At 74.2% G+C, this 22,359-nt stretch carries 18 protein-coding genes; 6 read left to right on the forward strand and 12 right to left on the reverse strand.

All coding sequences use genetic code 11. The annotated features are described in order from the left end of the window. Window positions 1-168: 168 nt before the first annotated feature. Window positions 169-1,068 (reverse strand): LLM class F420-dependent oxidoreductase, encoded by a 900-nt coding sequence (locus IEX99_RS11355; RefSeq protein ID WP_188900277.1) that lies wholly within the window; start codon window positions 1,066-1,068, stop codon window positions 169-171. Window positions 1,069-1,152: 84 nt separating this feature from the next. Here IEX99_RS11355 and fgd point away from each other — a divergent pair, with 84 nt between their 5' ends. Genes fgd through cofC form a run of 4 tightly spaced genes read left to right on the forward strand, consistent with a single transcriptional unit; the run spans window position 1,153 to window position 4,522 of the window. Continuing rightward, complete coding sequence (fgd, locus tag IEX99_RS11360; RefSeq protein ID WP_188900279.1) at window positions 1,153-2,154, forward strand: glucose-6-phosphate dehydrogenase (coenzyme-F420); 1,002 nt, start codon at window positions 1,153-1,155, stop codon at window positions 2,152-2,154. Between the two features lie 3 nt (window positions 2,155-2,157). Then, a complete protein-coding gene (gene cofE / locus IEX99_RS11365) occupies window positions 2,158-2,910 on the forward strand; it encodes a coenzyme F420-0:L-glutamate ligase (RefSeq protein WP_188900281.1) in 753 nt (250 codons plus the stop codon). Next, on the forward strand, window positions 2,907-3,860 hold the full coding sequence (cofD, locus tag IEX99_RS11370) for a 2-phospho-L-lactate transferase (protein WP_229677965.1): 954 nt from the start codon (window positions 2,907-2,909) through the stop codon (window positions 3,858-3,860). Before cofE ends, cofD begins: the two co-directional genes overlap by 4 nt. Then, the gene (cofC, locus tag IEX99_RS11375; protein WP_188900284.1) at window positions 3,857-4,522 is read left to right on the forward strand and encodes a 2-phospho-L-lactate guanylyltransferase; all 666 of its coding nucleotides are present in this window, start codon (window positions 3,857-3,859) and stop codon (window positions 4,520-4,522) included. Before cofD ends, cofC begins: the two co-directional genes overlap by 4 nt. On the opposite strand, the gene cofH is transcribed toward cofC, so the two are convergent. Beyond that, on the reverse strand, window positions 4,514-6,880 hold the full coding sequence (cofH, locus tag IEX99_RS11380; RefSeq protein WP_188900286.1) for a 5-amino-6-(D-ribitylamino)uracil--L-tyrosine 4-hydroxyphenyl transferase CofH: 2,367 nt from the start codon (window positions 6,878-6,880) through the stop codon (window positions 4,514-4,516). The two genes, cofC and cofH, sit on opposite strands and share 9 nt — an antisense overlap. Window positions 6,881-6,953: 73 nt before the next feature. On the opposite strand from cofH, the gene IEX99_RS11385 reads away from it, so the two are divergent. Both IEX99_RS11385 and IEX99_RS11390 read left to right on the forward strand, forming a co-directional pair. After that, window positions 6,954-7,907, forward strand: a complete 954-nt coding sequence (locus tag IEX99_RS11385) for an LLM class F420-dependent oxidoreductase (RefSeq protein WP_188900288.1) — start codon at window positions 6,954-6,956, stop codon at window positions 7,905-7,907. A gap of 27 nt (window positions 7,908-7,934) precedes the next feature. Then, window positions 7,935-8,978, forward strand: coding sequence for an LLM class F420-dependent oxidoreductase (locus tag IEX99_RS11390; RefSeq protein ID WP_188900289.1), 1,044 nt, complete (start codon window positions 7,935-7,937; stop codon window positions 8,976-8,978). A gap of 27 nt (window positions 8,979-9,005) precedes the next feature. Here IEX99_RS11390 and IEX99_RS11395 read toward each other — a convergent pair whose 3' ends face one another. The 10 genes from IEX99_RS11395 to IEX99_RS11440 form a co-directional block, all read right to left on the reverse strand. After that, complete coding sequence (locus tag IEX99_RS11395) at window positions 9,006-9,926, reverse strand: tripartite tricarboxylate transporter substrate binding protein (protein WP_229677966.1); 921 nt, start codon at window positions 9,924-9,926, stop codon at window positions 9,006-9,008. A gap of 167 nt (window positions 9,927-10,093) precedes the next feature. Next, a complete protein-coding gene (locus tag IEX99_RS11400; protein ID WP_188900291.1) occupies window positions 10,094-11,044 on the reverse strand; it encodes an LLM class F420-dependent oxidoreductase in 951 nt (316 codons plus the stop codon). A gap of 42 nt (window positions 11,045-11,086) precedes the next feature. Continuing rightward, window positions 11,087-12,226, reverse strand: coding sequence for a glutamate 5-kinase (proB, locus tag IEX99_RS11405; protein ID WP_188900293.1), 1,140 nt, complete (start codon window positions 12,224-12,226; stop codon window positions 11,087-11,089). Window positions 12,227-12,317: 91 nt separating this feature from the next. Next, on the reverse strand, window positions 12,318-12,755 hold the full coding sequence (locus IEX99_RS11410) for a nuclear transport factor 2 family protein (protein ID WP_188900295.1): 438 nt from the start codon (window positions 12,753-12,755) through the stop codon (window positions 12,318-12,320). A 4-nt stretch (window positions 12,756-12,759) separates the two neighbouring features. After that, on the reverse strand, window positions 12,760-13,545 hold the full coding sequence (locus tag IEX99_RS11415; RefSeq protein WP_188900297.1) for a fumarylacetoacetate hydrolase family protein: 786 nt from the start codon (window positions 13,543-13,545) through the stop codon (window positions 12,760-12,762). 15 nt (window positions 13,546-13,560) lie between these two features. Continuing rightward, a complete protein-coding gene (locus IEX99_RS11420) occupies window positions 13,561-14,466 on the reverse strand; it encodes a TauD/TfdA dioxygenase family protein (RefSeq protein WP_188900299.1) in 906 nt (301 codons plus the stop codon). A 123-nt stretch (window positions 14,467-14,589) separates the two neighbouring features. Next, window positions 14,590-15,531 carry a dimethyl sulfoxide reductase anchor subunit family protein gene (locus IEX99_RS11425; RefSeq protein ID WP_188900301.1) on the reverse strand — a complete coding sequence of 314 codons (942 nt, stop codon included), beginning with the start codon at window positions 15,529-15,531 and terminating at the stop codon, window positions 14,590-14,592. After that, on the reverse strand, window positions 15,528-16,268 hold the full coding sequence (locus IEX99_RS11430; RefSeq protein ID WP_188900303.1) for a 4Fe-4S dicluster domain-containing protein: 741 nt from the start codon (window positions 16,266-16,268) through the stop codon (window positions 15,528-15,530). The genes IEX99_RS11425 and IEX99_RS11430 overlap by 4 nt, the downstream gene beginning before the upstream one ends. A gap of 6 nt (window positions 16,269-16,274) precedes the next feature. Continuing rightward, window positions 16,275-19,142 (reverse strand): molybdopterin oxidoreductase family protein, encoded by a 2,868-nt coding sequence (locus IEX99_RS11435; protein ID WP_188900305.1) that lies wholly within the window; start codon window positions 19,140-19,142, stop codon window positions 16,275-16,277. Window positions 19,143-19,259: 117 nt separating this feature from the next. Further along, a complete protein-coding gene (locus tag IEX99_RS11440) occupies window positions 19,260-22,352 on the reverse strand; it encodes an efflux RND transporter permease subunit (protein ID WP_188900307.1) in 3,093 nt (1,030 codons plus the stop codon). Window positions 22,353-22,359: the final 7 nt, after the last annotated feature.

The raw sequence follows: 22,359 nt of genomic DNA on the forward strand, positions 1-22,359 counted from the left end.
CGCCCGGCGGCGCGAAGGCGGAGGGCAGCGGTCCCTCCGCCCGCGCCGGGGTCGGCACGAAATCGCCGCGCGATCCCCGTGGCGGCGACGCCGCTCGGCCCGCACGGCGGTTGCCGCCGCCGCGCGCGGGCCGGGGCCCGCGCCGGGGAAGCCACGGGTGCCTGGCGCTCAGAGCAGATCGGCGACCGCGGCGCGGTAGCGGCGCATCGCGTCCAGGTGCTCCACCAGGGAGCGCCCGGCGATCCGCCGGTGGTGGTAGCGGCCGTAGCTGTTGTTCAGCGTCACATGCGTCACGCCCGCGGACTTCCAGAAGCGGAATTCCTCGCGCCAGTCCTCCTCCGCGCCGCTGCCGGTCGAGACCCAGACCTCGATGCCGACGCTCGCCGGATCGCGCCCCTCCGCCTCGACGTGGCGGCGCAGCGTGTCGAAGGCCCGGCGCGCCTCCTCGCCGGGCGGGTGGGCGAGCATCATCCACCCGTCGCCCCATTTCGCGATGCGCCGGAGCGTCGCGTCCACATGGCCGCCGAACCAGATCGGGATGCGCCGGCGCGGCGGCAGCGGGTTGAGGCCGGCGTCCTCGATGCGGTGCCAGCGGCCCCGGAAGGTGACGTGCGGCTCCGCCCAGAGCGCCCGCAGCACCTGCACCTGCTCCTCCGAGCGTCGGCCGCGGTTGCGGAAGTCCTCGTTCAGCCCGGCGAACTCCACCTCGTTCCAGCCGACGCCGATGCCGAGGCGGAAACGGCCGTGGCACAGGACGTCGAGGCACGCCGCCTGCTTGGCGACCAGGACGGTCTGGCGCTGCGGCAGGACCAGCACCTGCGTCGAGAAGCCGATGCGGGTGGTGCAGGCGGCGAGGAAGCCGAAGGCCACGAAGGGGTCGTGGAACAGGTTGGCCGAGGTGGCGCGCGCCGGGTCCCAGCCCGGCCGGCTGGCGGCGTTCACGCCGAGCACGTGGTCGGGGAGCATCAGGTCGTCGTAGCCCTCGGCCTCGGCGGCCTGCGCGAATTCGCGCAGCGTGCCGGGTTCGCCGCCGACATCGCCCAGGGGCAGTGCCACGCCCAGCTTCATGGGGACGCCTCCTCCGCGCCGGGTTGTTCCCGGCCGGCGAGCCTATAGACTTCCGCCCGGGAACCACAGGCCCGGAGCGGGGACGTGCTGAAGCTCGGTTACAAGGCCTCCGCGGAGCAGTTCGCCCCGGACCGGCTGCTCGAATTCTCGGTGCTGGCCGAGGCGGTCGGGTTCGATTCGGTGTTCGTCAGCGACCACTTCCAGCCCTGGCGGCACACCGACGGGCACGCGCCCTTCTCGCTCGCCTGGCTCGGGGCGCTCGGGGCGCGGACCTCGCGGATCGTGATCGGGACCAGCGTGCTGACGCCGACCTTCCGCTACCATCCCTCGATCGTGGCGCAGGCCTTCGGCACGCTGGGGGCGATGTTCCCGGGCCGCGTCGTGCTCGGCATCGGCACCGGCGAGTCGCTGAACGAGGTGCCGGCGACCGGCGCGCCCTGGCCCGAGTTCAAGGAGCGCTTCGCCCGGCTGCGCGAGGCGGTGACCCTGATCCGCCGGCTGTGGAGCGAGGAGCGCGTGACCTTCGAGGGGCAGTACTACCGCACCGAGAAGGCGACGATCTACGACCGGCCGGGCCGGATGGTGCCGATCTACGTCGCCGCCGCCGGCGCGCTGGTGGCGAAGTACGCGGGCCGCGCCGGCGACGGCTTCATCTGCACCAGCGGCAAGAAGCCCGAGCTCTACACCGAGACGCTGCTGCCGAACGTCGCCGCCGGCCTCGCCCAGGCGCGCCGCGAGGAGCCCTTCGACCGCATGATCGAGGTCAAGGTCTCCTTCGACACCGACCGCGAGCGCGCGCTCGAGGACACGCGCCACTGGGCGGCGCTCGCCCTCTCGAGCGAGGAGAAGCTCTCGGTCGAGGACCCGGTGGAGATGGAGAGGCTCGCCGACGCGCTGCCGATCGAGCGCGCGGCGAGCCGCTGGATCGTCTCGACCGATCCGGAGGAGCATGTGGAGCGGATCGGCTACTACGTCGGGCTGGGCTTCCGCCACCTGGTCTTCCACGCGCCGGGTCCGGACCAGGAGCGGTTCCTCCGGCTCTACGGCGAGCGCGTGCTGCCGCTGCTGCGGCACCGCTTCGGCTGAGGCATGGCGGCGGCCGCGCTGGAGCTGGTCGCGCTGCCGGGCATCCCGATGGTGCGGGCGGGGGACGACCTCGCCGCGCTGATCGCGGACGGCTTCGCGCGCGCCGGCATCGCGCCGCGGCCGGGCGACGTGCTGGTGGTGGCGCAGAAGGTGGTCTCCAAGGCGGAGGGGCGGATGGTGGACCTCGCCGCCGTCGCGCCCTCGCCGCGCGCGGTCGCGCTGGCCGGGGAGGTGCGGAAGGACCCGCGCCTGGTCGAGGTGATCCTGTCGGAGTCCGTGCGCGTGGTGCGCGCGCGGCCGGGGCTGCTGATCGTCGAGCACCGGCTGGGCTTCGTGATGGCGAACGCCGGGGTGGACCGCTCCAACGTCGCGCCGCAGGACGGGGCGGAGCGCGTGCTGCTGCTGCCGCGCGACCCGGACGCGAGCGCCGAGGCGCTGCGCGCGCGGCTCGGCCTGCCGGTGGTGATCAACGACAGCTTCGGGCGCGCCTGGCGGCGCGGCACGGTGGGCGTGGCGATCGGCGCGGCGGGGCTGCCGGCGCTGCTCGACCTGCGCGGGCGGCCGGACCTGTTCGGGCGGCGGCTGGAGGTCAGCATCACCGGCTTCGCCGACGAGATCGCCGCCGCCGCCTCGCTGCTGATGGGCCAGGGCGCGGAGGCGCGCCCCGTGGTGCTGGTGCGCGGCCTCGTCTGGGACGCGCCGCCGACCGCGGCGACGGAGCTGGTGCGGCCGGCGGAGGAGGACCTGTTCCGGTGAGCGGCGGCGGCCTGGTCGTGGCGCTCTCGGGCGGCGTCGGCGGGGCGAAGCTGGCGCTCGGCCTCGCCCGCGTGCTGCCGGCGGAGGAGCTGCTGGTCGTCGCCAACACGGGCGACGATTTCGAGCATCTCGGCCTCGCCATCTCGCCCGACCTCGACACGCTGATGTATGCGCTGGCCGGCCTGGACAATCCGGAGACGGGCTGGGGGCGGCGCGGCGAGACCTGGTCCTTCATGGAGGCGCTCGGCGAGCTCGGGGGCGAGACCTGGTTCCGCCTCGGCGACCGCGATCTCGCCACGCATGTCGAGCGCACGCGCCGCCTCCGGGCCGGGGAGACGCTGTCGCAGGTGACGGCGGCGTTCTGCCGGCGCCTCGGCGTCGGGCCGCGGCTGCTGCCGATGAGCGACGACCGCGTGCGGACGCGCCTGCACACGGAGGAGGGCTGGCTCGACTTCCAGGACTGGTTCGTGCGGCGGCGGTGCCGGCCGGCGGTGCGCGCCATCGCCTTCGACGGCGCGCCGGCGGCGCGGCCGCAGCCGGAGGTGATGGCGGCGCTGCGCGGCGGCGGGCTGCGCGCGGTGGTGATCTGCCCGTCCAATCCGCTCATCAGCGTCGAGCCGATCCTCGCCCTGCCGGGGCTGCGCGAGGCGATCCGCGGCTGCGGCGCGCCGGTGGTCGCGGTCTCGCCGATCATCGGCGGCGAGGCGGTGAAGGGGCCGACGGCGAAGATGCTGCGCGAGTTCGGCATCCTGCCGAGCGCGGCGGCGGTGGCGCGGCGCTACCGCGACCTCCTCGACGGCTACGTGATGGACGAGGCGGACGCTGCCGAGGCGGCGGCGGCGGGCGTGCCGGTGACGCTCGCGCGCACGCGGATGGTCACGCTCGCGGACCGCGAGGCGCTGGCCCGCGCCGTGCTGGCGGCGGCGGATTCCCTGCGGCGCGCGACGTGAACCCGGCCCCCGGCATCTGGGCCGTGCTGCCCGTGAAGGCGTTCGAGGGCGCGAAGCAGCGCCTCGCGCCGCTGCTCTCGCCGGCGCAGCGCCGGGCGCTGGCGGAGATCATGCTGGGCGAGGTGCTTGCGGCGCTGGCGGCGGCGCGCGGGCTGGCCGGCATCCTGGTCGTGACCTGCGACCCGCGGGCGGCGGAGATGGCGGCGCGCGCCGGGGCGCGCGTCACCGACGAGGGCGCGCGCGAGGGCCATACCGGCGCCGTCACCGCGGCGCTGCGGCTGCTCGCGCGCGAGGGCCGCGGCGGCATGCTCGCCGTGCCGGGCGACATCCCCGCCGTCACCGCCGCCGAGATCGAGGCGGTGCTCGCCGCGCACCGTCCCGCGCCCGCCTTCACCATCGCGCCGGCGCGCGACGACCTCGGCTCCAACGCCGTGCTCTGCTCGCCGCCGGACGCGGTGCCGCTGCGCTTCGGCGACAACAGCTTCTTCCCGCACCTGGACGCGGCGCGCGCCGCCGGCATCGAGCCGACGATCGTGCGGCAGGTGCCCGGCATCGCGACGGACATAGACAGCCCGGCGGACCTCGCCGCCTTCCTGCGCCTGCCGCAGGCGGCGCGCACGCGGGCGTTCGCCTTCCTCGCGGCGGAGGGCCTCTCAGGCTAGCGCCGGCTCCCGCCGGCGCGGCGGCGTCTGCACCACGGGGGCGAGCGGCGCGGCGGCGAAGGAGGCGGCGCGCCGTTCCTCCGGCACCGGGCGGTAGAGCGTGTCGCGCTGCTGCGGCACGCGGCCGATGGAGCGGATCAGCGCCTCCATCGCCGCGGGCGGGAATTCCTGGCCGTGCTGCGTGCCGGCGGCGCGCGAGATGCTCTCGTTCATCAGCGTGCCGCCGAGGTCGTTCGCGCCCGCCTCCAGGCAGGTCGCCGCCCCGGCCGGGCCCATCTTCACCCAGGAGGTCTGGACGTTCCGGATGTGCGGGTGCAGGGCGAGGCGCCCGACCGCGTGCATCAGCACCGCCTCGCGGAAGGTTGGGCCGCGCCGCGCCTGGCCGCGCAGGTACATCGGCGCCTCCATGTGCACGAAGGGCAGCGGCACGAACTCCGTGAAGCCGCCGGTCTCCTGCGCCAGGTCGCGCAGCGCGAGCAGGTGCCGGGCCCAGGAGGGCGGCCCCTCGACATGGCCGAACATGATCGTCGCGGTGGTGCGGAGGCCGAGGCCGTGCGCGGCGCGCGCCACCGCGAGCCACTGCGCGGTGCTCACCTTGTCCGGGCAGATCACCGCGCGGACCTCGTCGTCCAGGATCTCCGCCGCGGTGCCGGGCAGCGTGCCGAGGCCGGCGTCGCGCAGCCGCGCGAGGAAGTCGCGCACCGGCAGGCCGAGCGTCGCCGCGCCCTGCGTGACCTCGAGCGGCGAGAAGGCGTGGATGTGCATCCCCGGCACCGCCGCCTTGATGGCGCGGCAGATCGCCTCGTAGGTCGCGCCCGTGTAGTCGGGATGGATGCCGCCCTGCAGGCAGACCTCGGTCGCGCCGCGCGCCCAGGCCTCGACGGCGCGGCGCACGATCTCCTCCATCGCGAGGTCGTAGGGGGCGCCGCGCAGCGCCTCGTGCGTCCTGCCCTTGGAGAAGGCGCAGAAGCGGCACCGGTAGGCGCAGATGTTGGTGTAGTTGATGTTGCGGTTGACGACGTAGCGCACGACCTCGCCGCTGACGGCGCGGCGCAGCGCGTCGGCCGCGGCCGTGACGTGGCGGTAGTCGGCGTCGCGCGCGGCGAAGAGGCGCGCGATGTCCGGGGCGTCGAGCCGCGCGCCGGACGCCGCGCGTTCCACCGCGCGCGCCAGCGCGGCGTCGGCGGCGGCCAGGCGGACGGGCTGCGGGCGCGGCGGGGCGGTCTCGCCCGGCGACCAGTCGTCCGCGCGCGCCAGCCCCTCCGCGTCGCTCATCCGCCGCACGCGCGTCGCGATCTCCGGCGCCAGCCAGCGGTCCGGCGCGGTTGCATAGGCCGGATAGACGGGCAGGCGCTGCACGAGCACCTTGCCCGCCTCCGCCGTGCGCCGCGCGAGCTCCTCGAGGTGCGGCCAGGGCGCCTCCGGGTTCACGTGGTCGGGCGTGACCGGCGAGACGCCGCCCCAGTCGTTCAGCCCCGCCGCGACCAGCCGCGGATAGACGCCGGGCGAGAGGTTCGGCGGCGCCTGGATGTTCATCTCCGGCCCCAGCACCAGCCGCGCCGCGGCGATGGTCCAGAGCAGGTCGTCGAGGTCGGGCTCCGGCGCGCCGGCGAGCCGGGTGCGCGGCTTGGCGCGGAAGTTCTGGACGATGACCTCCTGGATGTGGCCGTGGCGCGCGTGCAGGTCGCGGATGGCGAGCAGCGCCGCGATCCGCTCCGCGCGCGTCTCGCCGATGCCGATCAGGATGCCGGTCGTGAAGGGCACGGCGAGCTCGCCGGCGAGGCGGATCGTCTCCAGCCGCGCCGCCGGGTGCTTGTCGGGCGAGCCGTGGTGCACGCCGCCCCTCATGCAGAGGTGCTCACTCGCGCTCTCCAGCATCAGGCCCTGGCTCGCCGTCACCCCGCGCAGCGCGGCGATCTCCTCGCGCGTCATCACGCCCGGGTTGGCGTGGGGCAGAAGGCCGGTCTCGCGCAGCACCAGCGCGCACATCTCCCGCAGGTAGGAGATCGTCGTCGCGTGGCCGAGCGCGGCCAGCGCCTCGCGCGCCGCCTCCCAGCGCAGCTCCGGCTTGTCGCCGAGGGTGAACAGCGCCTCGGTGCAGCCCGCCGCGGCGCCGGCGCGCGCGATCGCCAGCACCTCCTCGGGCGGGAGATAGGCCGGGCGCCCGGCGCGCGGCCGTTCGGCGAAGGTGCAGTAGTGGCAGACGTCGCGGCAGAGCCTGGTCAGCGGGATGAAGACCTTGCGGGAATAGGAGACGAGCCGCCCGTGGCCGGCGTCGCGCAGCCGCGCGGCCTCCGCCATCAGTTCGGCCAGCGGGGCCGAGTCCAGCCACTCCAGGGGGTAGTCCGCCGCGCCCATCCTCGATCGCCCTTGGCAGGATCGGCCGCATCGTGTGGTATCGCCGGGCCCGATGCAATCCGGGGAGGATGCGATGCGGATCGGCTTCAACGCGCCGACGGCGGGGCCGCTCGCGGCGCCCGAGGCCCTCGTGCGGATCTGCGTCGAGGGCGAGGCGCTGGGCTTCGACTACGCGACCTTCAGCGACCATGTGGTGATCCCGGCCGACATCCACTCGCGCTATCCCTACAGCGACAGCGGCGAGTTCCCGGCCGGAGCGCGGGCGGAGCGGCACGAGCAGCTCACCGAGATGGCCTTCGTCGCCGCGCGGACCTCGCGGCTGCGCCTCGTCACCTCGGTCATGGTGGTGCCGCACCGGCCCGCGGTGCTCACGGCGAAGATCCTCGCCACCCTCGACGTGCTCTCCGGCGGCCGCCTGACGCTCGGCATCGGCGCGGGCTGGCTCAGGGAGGAGTTCGAGGCGATCGGCGCGCCGGACTTCGCCGCCCGCGGCGCGGTCACGGACGAATACCTCGCCGCCTTCCGGGCGCTCTGGACGCAGCCGCATCCCCGGTTCGAAGGGCGGTTCGTCCGCTTCGGCAACATCCTCTTCGCGCCGAAGCCGGTGCAGACGCCGCATCCCCCGATCTGGGTCGGCGGCGAGAGCGGACCGGCGCTGCGCCGCGCCGCGCGCCTCGGCGACGGCTGGTACCCGATCGGCACCAACCCCGCCCATCCGCTCGACAGCCTCGCCCGGCTGCGCGCCGGCATCGCCCGGCTGCGCCGCCTGACGGCGGAGGCGGGTCGCGACCCGAACGCCGTCGCCGTCGCCTATCGCGTGCAGGCGCATGGCCCGGGCGTGCCGGCGCGGGCGGGCGACGGGGAGCGGCGCCTCTTCTCCGGCGGCCCGGCGGAGATCGTCGCCGACCTGCGCGCGCTGCGCGACCTCGGCGTCGGGGATGTGGACTTCGGCTTCGGCGGGGCGGACGCGGAGGCGACGCTGGACGCCATGCGCCGCTTCCGCGACGAGGTCATGGCGCGCCTCTGACGGCGCGGGAAGGGAAGGGAGGCCGCGATGCGGCTCGGCATCACCATCGGCATGATCCGCGGGGCGCGGCCGCGCCTCGAGATGGACCTGGTGGAGGAGGCGGAACGCCTCGGCTTCCATTCGGTCTGGTGCGGCGAGGCCTACGGCACGGATGCCGTCACGCCGATCGCCTGGGTGCTCGCGCGCACCTCGCGCATCAGGGCCGGCACCGGCATCATGCAGATCCCGGCGCGCACGCCGGCCTGCGCGGCGATGACGGCGATGACGCTGCAGGCGTTGTCGGGCAACCGCTTCCTCTGCGGCGTCGGCCCCTCCGGCCCGCAGGTGGTGGAGGGCTGGCACGGCGTGCCCTTCGGCAGCGGCCTCGGCCGCACGCGCGAGTACATCGAGATCATCCGCAAGATCCTGGCGCGCGAGGCGCCGCTCGAATACGAGGGGAAGCACTACCAGATCCCCTATCGCGGCCCCGGCGCCACCGGCCTCGGCAAGCCGCTGAAGAGCATCTGCCACGCCGAGCCCGGCATCCCGATCTACACCGCATCCATCAGCCCCGCCGGGCTGCGGCTCTCGGGCGAGATCGCGGACGGCACGCTGCCGATCTTCATGGCGCCGGAGAAGGCGGACGCGGTGGCCCGGCCGATCCTCGAGGGGATGGCGAAGGCCGGGAGGCAGGCCGACCTCGCGCGCTTCGACATCGCGCCCTACACCAAGATCCGCGTCGGCAGCGACCTGCAGGCCTGCCGCGATGCGGTGAAGCCGGAGCTCGCGCTCTACATCGGCGGCATGGGGGCGCGGGGGAAGAACTTCTACAACGACTACGTGAAGCGCCTGGGCTACGAGGCGGCGGCGGCGGCGATCCAGGACCTCTACCTCGACGGCAGGAGGAGGGAGGCCGCGGCCGCCGTGCCCGACGCGCTGTGCGACGAGGTGGCGCTGCTCGGCCCGCCGGAGCGCATCCGCGACCGGCTGCAGGCCTGGAAGGCGGTCGCGAAGGAAGGCAAGGTCGGCACGCTGGTGCTGACCGGCGCGACCGTCGAGGCCCTGCGCCTGGTGGCGGAGGCGGTGCTGTAGGGGCACCGCGCAGCCGCCCCGGCAGCGTCACTCCGGCCGCAAGCCGAGGCGCGCGAGCAGCCGCTCCTCGGTTTCGATCTGCCGCAGGACTGCCGCGGCGTAGTCGGCGCTGTTGAGGTAGAGCACCGGCATGTCGTAGCGCTCGAGCAGCGAGCGCACGCCCGGATCGTCAATCGCGGCCTTGAAGGCGTCGTGCAGCACGCGCACCACGCCCGGGTCCATGCCCTTCGGTCCGGCGATGCCGTAGGGCGAATCGGAGACGAGATCGATCCCGACCTCACGCAGGGTCGGCAGGTCGGGGAGGCGCCGGTGGCGCTGCGCGCCCCAGCTCACCAGGGCACGCATCGGCCCGTCCGGCCCGACCGTGCCGGCGTCGATCGAGCCCGCGACCGCGGCAATCTGGCCGCCGAGCAGCGCATTCGTCGAGGCGGCCGTGCCGCGGAAGGGGACGTGCAGCCAGTCGATCCCCTTCATTTCGGCGATCTGCGTCATGGTGATGTGCAGGGAGCTGCCGACGCCGGGCGAGCCGTACTCGATGGCGCCCGGATTGGCCTTGGCGTGGTCGAGGAACTCCTGGAAGGTCCGCCACGGCGCGTCGGCACGCACCACCACCCCGAACTGGTAGCCGGCGAGCTGGATGATCCAGGTGAAGTCGGTGCGCGGATCGAACACCGGCCGGGCCGAGAGGAAACGGTGGCGCAGCACCGTGATCGGCATCTGCGCGATGGTGTAGCCGTCCGGCCTGGCGCCGGTGGCGAGGAGCTGCCCGCCCATGGTGCCGGCGGCGCCGCTGCGGTTCTCGACGACGATCGGCTGGCCGAGCGGCTTCTGCGCCGCCTCGGCGAAGGCGCGCATGACGAGGTCGGTCGGCCCGCCGGGCGGATAGGGCACGATGAGGCGGACGGGCCGCTCGGGGAAGGCGCCGCCCGCGGCCGGCTGCGCCTGCACGCGCCGCGCGCCGCTGCCGGCCGCCAGTGCGGCCGCCGCAATCCCCAGACCCACACTCCGCCGCCCGACACCGCATGCCTGCATCATCGTCAGATCCTCCCTGTGTCCCGCCTGTGTCCCGAATAGGGAATGCCTCCGTCGCGTTGCATCATCCGTCGCCCCCGGGATCAGTCCCGCGCGGGCGCCATCACCTCGCGCGCGAAGCGGTCCATGCGATCGAGAGTCTCCCGCAGCGTCGCGGCGCGGAAATCAAAGCTGAGATGCGAGACGCCGAGACGGCGATAGGTCTCCACGTCCTCGGCGATCTGCTCGGAGGAGCCGGAGAAGGGCTTGCGCTCCCTCCCGCCCGGCAGCGGGGCGGCGGTGTGGTTCAGCCGCGGCGCGAAGGCTATGGTGATGGAGCTGGGATCGCGCCCCTCGGCCTCGGCCAGGCGCTGCAGTTCCGCGACCAGGCCGGCGAACTCGGCGGGCCCCAGGGGCGCCGTCTCCACCCCGCCGACCGGCAGCCAGCCGTCGCCGAGGCGCGCCGTGCGGCGCAGTGCCGGCCTGGTGTGCCCGCCGACCCAGATCGGCGGATGCGGCCGCTGCACGGGGCGCGGCCGGAAGCGCAGCGGGGCGAAGGCGTAGTGCGCGCCGCGGTGCTCGACCGGGCCTTCCGAGGTCCAGAGCTTGCGGAAGATCGCGATGTACTCGTCGCTCACCGCGCCGCGCCGGTCGAAGTCGGGCGCGTGCAGCGCCGCGAATTCCTCGCGCATCCAGCCGACGCCGACGCCGAGCGTGACGCGCCCGCGGGAGAGCACGTCCATCGTCGCGATCATCTTCGCGGCGAGGACCGGGTTGCGGTGCGGCAGGACCATGACGCTGGCGATCAGGCGCAGCCGCTCGGTCGCGCCGGCGACGAAGCTCATCACGCTGAGCTGTTCGAGCGCGTCGCCCTCGCTGGGGTGGATGCCGCTCGCGTCGTAGGGGTACTTCGACCTGACGACGGTCGGGAAGACGATGTGGTCGGCGACGGTCGCGGAGGCGAAACCCATCCGCTCGCCCTCCCGCGCCATCGTCGCGACGCCTTCGCAGTTCGCCAGCGCGCCGCGCACCGGAAGGCTGAAGCCGAACTGCATGCCCCGTTTCCCCGACCGTCGCGGCGCGACCTCCGCCCTCCGCTACAATAGCACCAGGTCGTCGCGGTGGATGATCTCGTCGCGCCCGCGCCAGCCGAGGATCGCCTCGAGCTCCTCGCTGCGGTGGCCGGCGATCTGGCGGGCGGCGTCGGAATCGTAGGCGGAGAGGCCGCGCGCCAGCTCCCGCCCCTCCGGGTCCCGCACGCTCACCGGGTCGCCGCGCTGGAAGCTGCCCTCCACGCGGCGCACCCCGGCCGGCAGCAGGGAGCGGCCCTGCGCCAGCGCGCGCGCGGCGCCGGCGTCCACCACCAGCGCGCCGAGCGGGGCGAGCGAGCCCGCGATCCAGCGCTTGCGCGCGCTGCGGCCCTCGGGCGCGGGGAGGAACCAGGTGCAGCGCGCGCCCTGCTCGATCGCGCGCAGCGGATGATCCGTCTTGCCGAGCGCGATCGCCATGGCGCAGCCGGCGCCGGTGGCGATGCGGGCGGCGATCAGCTTGGTGCGCATCCCGCCCGAGGAATAGCCCGGCGGCGGCTCGCCCCCCATCGCCATGATCTCGTCGGTGATCCGCTCCACCACGGGCAGGTGCCGGGCGGCGGGGTCCCTGCGCGGGTCGGCGGTGTAGAGGCCGTCGATGTCCGAGAGCAGCACCAGGGCGTCGGCCTGGATCATCTCCGCCACGCGGGCGGCGAGGCGGTCGTTGTCGCCGAAGCGGATCTCGGCGGTGGCGACGGTGTCGTTCTCGTTGATCACCGGGACGCAGCCGAGCTCGAGCAGCGTGCCGAGCGTGGCGCGCGCGTTGAGGTAGCGCCGGCGGTCCTCGGAATCCTCCAGGGTCAGCAGGAGCTGGGCGGCGGTCAGCCCGTGCGCGGCGAGCGCCGCCTGCCAGGCGCCGGCGAGGCGGATCTGGCCCACCGCGGCGGCCGCCTGCTTCTCCTCGAGCCTGAGGCGCTTGCGGGTCAGGCCGAGCGCGCGGCGGGCGAGGGCGATGGCGCCGGAGGAGACGATCGCCACCTCCGCCCCGCGCGCGCGCATCGCCGCGACGTCGGCCGCGACCGAGGCGAGCCAGGAATCGCGCGGCGTGGCGCTGCGCTCGTCCACCACGAGCGCCGAGCCGATCTTGACCACCACCCGCCGCGCGGCGGCGAGGCTCGGGGTGGCGATGCGCGCGGGGGCGTGCTGCATGCGGGGGCGCATAGCACGCGGACCGCGCCCGGCGAAGCGGGGGCCGGGCCAGGCCGGGGCGGCGGCGCGGGTCCCCGCGCGCGCCGGAGGCTCAGCCGGCCGCGGCCGAGAAGACCGGGCGCGAGCGGCGCTCGACGACCGGCCAGGCGCCGTCCGCGCCGCGGCGCAGCCGGTCGCTGACCGCGGCGATCGAGAGCGCGTCGCCCAGCGGCACCGGCCCCTCCGGCGCGCGGTCGGCGTCGTGGCGATAGACCAGCGAGAGGTAGCGCGCGGTCGCGGTGTTCTCGTCCGCCAGCTCGACGACGAGGTTCTGCACCATGTGCGCGGTCACCCGGCCGGCCGGCCGCTCCGCCAGCGCGGCGCGCACGCCCTCCGGCCCCCGGAGCGCCTTGCCCTGCCGGTGCCAGACGCCTGCCGGGGCCATGCTCCTCGCGACCGTCTCGTGGTCCGGGGCGTCGAGCGCGGCCCAGAAGCGCGCGATCGCCTGGGCGCAGAGGGTGATCAGCGCCGCCTTGCGGATCTCGTCCACCGCGTCACATCCCCTCGCGCACGAAGCGGTTGCGCAGCGTGCCGATGCCGGTGATCTCCACCTCCACCACGTCGCCGTGCCTGAGATCGGGCGAGGTGCCGTCGGTGCCCATCCAGATGATGTCGCCGGGCCAGAGGGTGAGGTAGCGCGTCATGGCGCTGATGAAGGTGGCGACGCCGAACAGCATGTGGTTCGTGGGGAAGCGCGTGCTCACCGCGCCGTTCAGGCGCACGATGGTCTCCGCCGCGTCGAGGTCGAGCTCGGTCTCGATCCAGGGGCCCATCGGCTTGAAGGTGTCGGTGTTCTTCGCCCGCCACAGCGTGCGGTCGCCGCGCTGCCAGGTGCGCTCGCTCACGTCGTTGCCGATGGTGTAGCCGAGCACGCAGGAGAGCGCCTCCGCCTCGCCGAGGTGCTTCGCCTTCTTCCCGACGACCACCACCAGCTCGCCCTCGTAGTGCACCTTCTCCGTCGCATCGCGCGGGATGACGACGTCCTCGCCATGCGCGATCAGCGCGTTGGCGGCGCGGTAGCCGATGTCGGGCTTGGTCGGGATGTTCGGCGTCTCGCCGCGCTTCGCCGCCTGCTCCTTGACGTGCTCGACGTAGTTGAGGCCGGCGCAGTAGAAGGTGCGCGGGATCACCGGCACCTCGATCCTCACCGCGTCCAGCGCGTGGACGCGGCCGGTCGCCTCGTGGCCCTCGAACGGGTCGCCGCGCACCTCGCGGATGCGGTCGCCCTCGAGGATGCCGTAGCCGGTCCGGCCCTCGGCCGTGTAGCGGATCCAGCGCATCGCCCCGCCCCTCCGCTACGCCGCCCGGCGCAGCGAGGGCGGCAGGAAGTCGGGCCGGAACACGCGGTCGGCCAGCACCTGGCACCGCTTCATCATGCGGTGCTCCTCCGGCCCGTAGTCGGGGACCGCGTTGTGCAGCGTGCCGAGGTTGTCCCAGACCAGCACGTCGCCCTCCGTCCAGACATGGGTGTAGAGGAAGCGCGGCTGGAGCTGGTGGGCGAAGAGCTGCTCGAGCACCCGGTCGCTCTCCGCCTCGTCGAGCTCGTTGATCCGCACCGCGTAGCCGGGGTTGCAGTAGAGCACCTTCCGCCCGGTGATCGGGTGGGTCATGAAGATCGGGTGCACGGCCGGCGGGCGCTTGGCGCGCTGCTCCGGGGTCAGCGGCGGGCGCGTGCTGCCCTCGCGCGCGCGCATCTTGTCCCAGAACTTGTTGAAGTCGTGCGTCGCGGTCATGCCGGCGAGACGCGCCTTCAGCGCCGGGTCGAGCTCGTCGTAGGCCGCGTGCATGTTGGCGAAGAGCGTGTTGCCGAGCGGCCTGCCGTCCCGGCGCGGCACCTTCACCGCGTAGAGCACGTTCACGAAGCCCATCAGGTCGCGGTAGGACATGTCCGTGTGCCAGTCCTGGCCGGCGTCGGGGATGCCGATGTACTCCCCGTCCACCTTGATGTTGGAGAGGATGCCGACCTCCGGCACCTCCGGGTCGTGGTGCCTGCCGGTGATCGAGGTCTGGATGCTGCCGAAGCGCCGGGAGAAGTCGCGCAGCGCCGCGGAATCGATCCTCTGCCCCGGGAAGCGCAGCACGCCGTGGCGGCCGAGGGCGCCGAGGATGGCGGCGAATTCCTCCTCGCCGAGAGGCCTGGAAAGGTCGATGTCCGTGACGGTCGCGCCCAGGATCTGGCCGGTCGGCTGGATCGTCGCCATGTCCTCGCTTCCTTCCCGCGCGGGCGGGTGTCGCCCGGATGGGCGGGAGGCTAGCGCGCGGTCCCGCCGGGCGGCAAGGCGAGCGCGCCGCCCGCCGCCCGCCGCCCGCACCGGCGGCCGGCCTCAGCGCGCGGCCGCGGGCGGGTAGTAGAGCGTGACGGTGTGCGTCGCCTCGGCGAACATCAGCCAGCGCTCGACGAGCAGGCCGAGGAGGCCAAGCGCCGCCGCGAGGGTCGCCAGGGCGGCCGCGACGGCGCCGCCCGCGAACAGCGCCAGCGCCAGGAGCGCGACCGGGGCCGCGAAGCCGGCGGCCAGCGCGACCAGGCGCAGCCGTGCCGCGTGCCTGCGCGCGATGCGGAAGCCCATCTCGCGCAGCAGGTAGTTGGTCTCGGTGTGCGGCGGGTCGAGCGCGCGCACCGCGCCGAGCACGCCGAGGCCGGTCGCCGTCTCCGGCGTGCTGGCGGGCGGCGCGGAGTCGATCGCCGCCCAGTAGGCGCGCTTGAGCACGAAGCCGCCGGCGCCGGCGAGGATGGCGAGCGCCGCCGGCGCCGCGCCGCCGCCCCGGAAGGCGCCGAGCATGGCGAGCAGCGCCGCGCCGCTGAACGCCGCGAAGGTGAGATAGCCCGGCACGACCAGCGGGTGCCGCCACTCGCGGACCGGCCTGAGCGAGGCGTAGATCATGCCGGTGCAATAGACGGTCGCGGCCGCGCCGGCGGCGGCGAGCAGGCCGAACAGCGTCGCCATCGCGCGCCGCTCGAGGAGCAGCGCAAGCAGCAGCAGCCCGGCCGGCACGTAGGTCGCCACCGCCGCCACGCCCTCGCGCGACAGCCAGGAGGAGCGCCACTGCGACAGCGCGCGCCAGGCGCGCTCGGGACGGCCGAGATGCGCCAGGGAGGAGAGCAGCCCGGCCGTGACCAGCGCCAGCGCCAGCAGCAGCGCCGCCACGGCGAAGGGCGCGTCCCCCGGCACGAGCCCGAGCGGGCGCAGCAGGCCGAGCCAGAACAGCAGCCCGTAACCCGCGCCGGAGAGGGTGGTGAAGACGACGATGGACGGCGCCGGCCTCATCGCGACAGCACCCTGTCCACCCAGCGCAGCAGCGGATTCGCGATCTCCTCCGCGCGCGGCGCCGCCTCCTGCGGCGGCGCGCCGGCGGCGGCGCGCCGGCGCGGCGGCAGGTACTTGTTGACCGGCCGGTAGCCCATCTCCGGCATCAGGTCGTAGCCGCCGCGCTCGCGCACCAGCCGCGACACCGCGCTCTCCGGGTCGCCGAGGTCGCCGAAATGGCGCGCGCGCGCGGGGCAGGTCAGCACGCAGGCGGGCTGGCGCTCCGCCTCGGGCAGGGTCTCGTTGTAGATGCGGTCGATGCAGAGCGTGCACTTCTTCATCACGCCCGCGTCCTCGTCCAGCTCGCGCGCGCCGTAGGGGCAGGCCCAGGCGCAGAGGCCGCAGCCGATGCAGGTCTCCGGGTTGACCAGCACGATGCCGTCCTCGGCGCGCTTGTAGGAGGCGCCGGTCGGGCAGACGGTGACGCAGGCCGGCTGCTCGCAGTGCAGGCAGGAGCGCGGGAAGTGCACGGTGCGCCCCGCCTCGCCCTCGCCCGCCTCGTAGGCGTGCACGCGGTTGAACCACACGCCCTCGGCGCCGGCGGCGTAGGGGTTGAAGTCGGGCAGCGGCGCGAGGTGGCCGCTGGTGTTCCACTCCTTGCAGTTGACCGCGCAGGCATGGCAGCCGACGCAGGTGTCGAGGTCGATGACGAGGCCGAGCTTCTTCGCGCCCGGCGGGGGGTCCGGCAGGCTGGTCACGGTGCGTCAGGGTCCGGCGTTGTAGCGGAGCAGGTCGGGCGGCGGCGGCAGATGCGCCGGCGCGCGCAGCGGCGGCGGGCGCGGCGCGGTCTCGCCGGCCTCCCCGGGCGCGCATTTCTCGACGCGCACGCGCAGGTCGTACCACGCGGCCTGGCCGGTGACGGGATCGGCGTTGGCGAGGCGCGGCCCCTCCTGCGCCGGCAGCCATTCGCTGATCGCGTGGTTCAGCAGGAAGCCGCGGGCGGATTCCGGCGCGTCCTCGGCCAGCCGCCACGCCCCGGCGCGCTTGCCGATGGCGTTCCAGGTCCAGACCGTGTCCGGGTTCACGCCCTCCATCAGCGTGACCTGGCAGCGCACCCGCCCGGCGCGGCTCGTCACCCACACCCAGTCGTCCTGGGCGAGGCCCATGCGCTCGGCGGCGGCGCGGTGCATGTAGAGGCGGTTGGCGCCGTGGATCTGCCGCAGCCAAGCGTTCATCGAGCCCCACGAATGGTACATCGCCATCGGCCGCTGCGTCACCGCGGAGAGCGGGAATTGGGCGAGGTCCTGCCCCGCGTGCTCGAGCGGCGGGTACCAGATCGGCAGCGGGTCGCAGTAGGTGCGCACGCGCTCGCGCAGGCGTTCGGGCGGCTGCCTCGCGCCGTGGCCCTCGGCGGCGAGGCGGAACCTCTGCAGCGGCTCGGACCAGATCTGCAGCACGATCTGCTCCGCCTTGCCGATCAGCCCCATCGCCTTCGCGCCGTCGAGATAGGCCCGGTTGGCGTGCTTGTAGTAGAGCTGCTCCGGCGGCAGGTGGTCGCGCCAGAAGCAGCCGTTCTCGATGTAGCGGCGGAGCTGGTCCGGGTTCGGCTCGCCGACCCCCTTCGCGCTGCCGTCCCGGCCGCGCCAGCCGGCGAGCGGGCCGATCCCCGGCGCGCGCTCGTGGTTGACGATGTAGTCCGGGTAGTCCCGGAAGCGCGGGCTGCCGTCCTCCTTCACGAAGGCGGGCAGGCCGAGCCGCGCGCCGAGCTCGATCAGCACGTCCTGGAAGGGGCGCACGTCGCGGTCGGGCTTCACCACCGGCTGGCGGATCGCGTCGCCCGCGCCGTGCGCGCTGCCGATCGGGCGGTCGAGCAGCGAGATGCAGTCCCAGCGCTCCAGATAGGTGGTGTCGGGCAGGATCAGGTCGGCGAAGGGGACCGTCTCGGAGAAGTACGCGTCGGCGTAGATGACGTGCGGGATGACGTACTCGCCGTCCGGCCGCCGCGCGGTCAGGAGGCGCGTGATCTCGCCCGGGTTCATCGCGCTGTTCCAGGCCATGTTCGCCATGAACAGGAACAGCGTGTCGATCGGATAGGGATCGCCGGCGCCGGCGTTGCCGATCACCGTGTGCATCAGCCCGTGCAGGCCGAGCGGCGCCTCCCAGGAGAAGGCCTTGTCCACGCGCAGCGGGTTGCCGGCCCCGTCCACCAGCAGGTCGTCGGGCCCGTGCGGGAAGGCGAGCAGGTTGCCCGCGATCGGCGTGTTCGGCGCCACGCTCCTGCCGGCCGGCCCCGGCCCGGGCGGGATCGGCCGCGGGAAGGGCGACTTGTAGCGCCAGGAACCCGGCGTATCCACCGCGCCGAGCAGCATCTGCAGCAGGTGCAGCGCGCGGCAGGTGTGGAAGCCGTTCGAGTGCGCCGAGATGCCGCGCATCGCATGGAAGGCGACGGGGCGGCCGAGCATCGTCGCGTGCCGCCGGCCGAGCGTGTCGGTCCAGGGCTGGTCGAGCACGATCGCCTGGTCGAACGCGACCGCGGCGAGCTCGGCGGCGATGCGGCGGATGCGCTCCGCGCTCACGCCGCAGCGTTCGGCGACCGCCTCCGGCGCGTAGTCGGGGCCGAGATAGCGCGCCGCCATCAGGTGGAACACGGGCTGGGCGCGGCGCCCGTCCGGCAGGGTGAACTCGCCGACCAGTGCCGGCTGCATCCCCGGCGTCGCGGCGTCCAGCGCGCCGCGCGCGCGGTCCCAGGCGAGCGGCCTTCCCGCCGCGTCGCGCGCGAACAGGCCGTCGTCCGGGCCGCCGGGGTTGCGCACCACCAGCCAGGGCGCGTTGGTGTAGCGCACGAGGAATTCGGCATCCACGCGGTCGGTGCGCAGCAGCTCGTGGATCAGCGCCATGACGAACAGGCCGTCGGTGCCGGGGCGGATGCCGATCCACTCGTCCGCCACCGCCGAGTAGCCGGTGCGCACCGGGTTGACCGAGACGAACTTCGCCCCGCGCGCCTTCAACCCGGCGAGGCCGAGCTTGATCGGGTTCGAGTCGTGGTCCTCCGCCACGCCGAACATCATCAGGTACTTCGTGCGCTCCCAGTCCGGCTCGCCGAACTCCCAGAACGATCCGCCGACGGTGTACATCCCGCCCGCCGCCATGTTCACCGAGCAGAACCCGCCGTGGGCGGCGAAATTCGGCGTGCCGAACTGCGCCGCCCAGAAGCCGGTGAGCGACTGGCTCTGGTCGCGCCCCGTGAAGAAGGCGAGCCGGCGCGGGTCGGTCTCGCGCACGCGCCGGAGCCAGGCGGTCGCGATCTCCATCGCCTCGTCCCAGGAGATCTCGGCGAACTCGCCCGAGCCGCGCTCTCCCACGCGCCTGAGCGGCGCGCGCAGCCGCGCCGGCGCGTAGTGGTTCATGATCCCGGCGGAGCCCTTGCCGCAGAGCACGCCGCGGTTGACCGGATGGTCCGGGTTGCCCTCGATGTAGCGGATGCGGCCGTCCTTGAGGTGCACGCGGATGCCGCAGCGGCAGGCGCACATGTAGCAGGTGGTATGCTTCACCTCGTCGCCGACGGGGCGCGAGTAGGCGATGCGTTCCTCGCCTCCCGCGGTCCGCCGCTCGGCCCACCGACTCCCGTCCATCCCCGCTCCCTCGGCTCCTTCACCCAAATAGGCCACGAACCGGCCGGCGGCGCAAAGGGAGGACCGGGCCGTCCGCGGCGCCGGGAACGCGCCTCCGGCATCGCGGCGCCGCCCCGCTCATTCCGCCGGCGCAGCGAGCGCGCGGTGCGCCCGCCGCCGGCCGAGGCCGTCGAAGGCCAGATAGACCGCCGGCGTGGTGTAGAGCGTCAGCACCTGCGACAGGGCGAGCCCGCCGATGATGGCGATGCCGAGCGGCTGGCGCAGCTCCGCCCCGGCCCCCGAGGCGAGGGCGAGCGGCACCGCGCCCAGCATCGCCGCCAGCGTCGTCATCAGGATCGGGCGGAAGCGCTCGCGGCAGGCGGCGAGGATCGCCTCCCGCCCGCCGATGCCTTCCTCGCGCTCATGCTCCAGCGCGAAGTCCACCATCATGATGCCGTTCTTCTTGACGATGCCCATCAGCAGGATCACGCCGATCAGCGAGATCAGCGTGAAGGGGGTGTCCGTCGCCAGCATCGCGAGCAGCGCGCCGATCCCGGCGGTCGGCAGGGTGGAGAGGATGGTCAGCGGATGCAGCAGGTGCTCGTAGAGCACGCCGAGCACGATGTAGATCGCGACCAGCGCGGCCAGGATCAGGATAATCTGCTCGCGGTTCTGCTCCTGCGCCGCCCGCGCGTTGCCGGCGAATTCCCCGCGCACCTCGGGCGGCATGCCGATCTCGAGCGCCGCCCGCTCCACCGCCGCCATGGCGCGGTCGAGCGCCACCCCCGGGGCGAGGTTGAAGCTCAGCGTCGCCGCCGGGAACTGGCCCTGATGCGTCACCGAGAGCGGCGCCGTCGTCCGCTCCACCCGCACCAGCGCGCCGAGCGGCACCTGCGCGCCGGTCGCGCTCGGCACCCAGATGCCCGCGAGCTGCTCCGGGTGCTGCGCGAGGCGCGGGTCCACCTCCATCACCACGCGGTACTGGTTGCGGCTGCGGTAGATCGTCGAGACCTGGCGCTGCGCGAAGGCGTCGTTCAGCGCCGCGTTGATCGCCGCGACGCTGACGCCCAGCCGCGCCGCCGCCTCGCGGTCTATCACGGCGCGCGTGACGAGACCGGTGCGCTCCTGGTCGCTGCTGACGTCGGTCACCTCCGGCAGTTCGCGCAGCCTGCGCAGCAGCGCCTCCGACCAGGTGCCGAGCGCTCCGAGGTCGGGCGAGAGCAGCACGTACTGGTAGGAGGCGCTGCTCGCGCGCCCGCCGATCCAGACGTCCTGCACCGGGCGCAGGAAGGTCTGGATGCCCGGGATCTGCGACAGCGGCCGGCGCAGCCGGTCCACCACCTGCCGCGCCGTCGCCCCGCCGCGCTCCTCCACCGGCTTGAGCGAGACGAACAGCCGCCCCCGGCTGGCCGAGGCGTTGCCGCCGCCGGTGCCGATCTGCGAGCCGACCGCCGCGACCGCCGGGTCGCGCATCAGCACCTGCACCACCCGCTCCTGCATCGTCTGCATCGCCTGGAAGGAAGTGTCGGGCGCGGCGATGGTGGTGCCGAAGATCAGGCCGGTGTCCTGTTCCGGGATGAAGCCCTTGGGCATGACGATGTAGAGCCAGACCGTCACGCCGACCAGCGCCACGGTCAGCGCCACCATCGTTCGCCGGAAGCGCAGGGTCCAGGCGAGGCTCCGCATGTAGCCGCGGGTCAGCGCCCCCATCGCCGCCTCGAAGCCGCGCGCGAGCGGACCCGGGGGCCGCGGCTCGGCGCGCGCGAGGTGCGCGGCCATGGCCGGAGTCAGGCTCAGCGACACGACGGCCGAGATCGCCACCGCGATCGCCAGCACGGCGGAGAACTCGCGCAGCATCCGCCCCATGATGCCGCCCATGAACAGCAGCGGTATGAAAACCGCGATCAGCGAGACGGTGATCGAGACGATGGTGAAGCCGATCTGCCGCGCGCCTTCGATCGCCGCGCGCAGCGGCGGCATCCCGCGCTCGCGCAGCCGCGCCATGTTCTCGATCATCACGATCGCGTCGTCCACGACGAATCCGACCGAAATGGTCAGCGCCATCAGCGTCAGGTTGTTGAGCGAGTAGCCCATCAGCCACATCGCCGCGAAGGTACCGAGCAGCGAGAGCGGCACCGCCGCCCCGGCGGCGGCGACCGAGGAGGCGCGGCGCAGGAACACCGCCACCACGCCGATCACCAGCGCGATCGCGATCAGCAGCGCGTGCTGCACCTCGCGCACGCTGGCGCGGATGGTCTCGGTGCGGTCGCGGATGACGCGGAGCCTGGTGCCGGCTGGGAGCCAGCGCTCGAGCCGGGGCAGCAGCTCGCGGATGCCGTCCACCACCTCGATGACGTTGGCGTCGGCCTGCTTGAAGACGATGACGAGCACCGCCGGCCGCCCGTCGAAGGAGCCGCCCTGCCGCCGGTCGCGCACGTCGAGCACGACATCCGCCACGTCCGAGAGCCGCACCACCGCGCCCCCCGCGGCGCGGAGGATGATGGCGCCGAATTCCTCAGGCGCGGTCAGGCGGTCGTTCACCGCGATGGCGGCGGCATGGTCGCGCCCGTCCACCAGACCGGTCGGCTGGGTCACGTTGGCGGAGCGGATCGCCTGGCGGATGTCCGCGAGCGAGACGCCCGCCGCGTGCGCCGCCGCCGGGTTGACCGAGACGCGGACCGCCGGCTGCTCCGCCCCGCCGATCACCACCTGGGAGACGCCGGGCACCCGCGCGATGTGCTGCGCGAGGATGGTGTCGGCCGCGTCATAGACGGCGCCCGGCGCGACGGTGTCCGAGGTCATCGCCATGATCAGCACCGGTGCGTCGCCCGGATTGGCCTTGCGGAAGCGTGGCGGGTTCGGCAGGTCGGCCGGCAGATCCGAGCCGGCGGCGTTGATCGCCGCCTGCACGTCGCGCGCGGCGCCCTCGATGCTGCGGCCGAGGTCGAACTGCACGACGATCGAGGTGCTGCCGAGCGAGGAGGTGGAGGTCATCTCCGTCACGCCGGCGATCGCGCCGAGCCGCCGCTCGAGCGGTGCCGCGACGGAGGAGGCCATCGTCTCGGGGTCCGCCCCGGGCTGGTTCGCTGAGACGACGATGGTCGGCAGGTCCACGCGCGGCAGCGGCGCGACGGGCAGCGCGAAGTAGGCGACGATGCCGGCGAGCGCGACGCCGATCGCGAGCAGCGCCGTCGCGATAGGCCGGCGGATGAAGGGCTCGGAGACGGACACCGCGGCG

The organism is Caldovatus sediminis (assembly GCF_014644455.1).
In the GTDB taxonomy this organism is placed as follows: domain Bacteria; phylum Pseudomonadota; class Alphaproteobacteria; order Acetobacterales; family Acetobacteraceae; genus Caldovatus; species Caldovatus sediminis.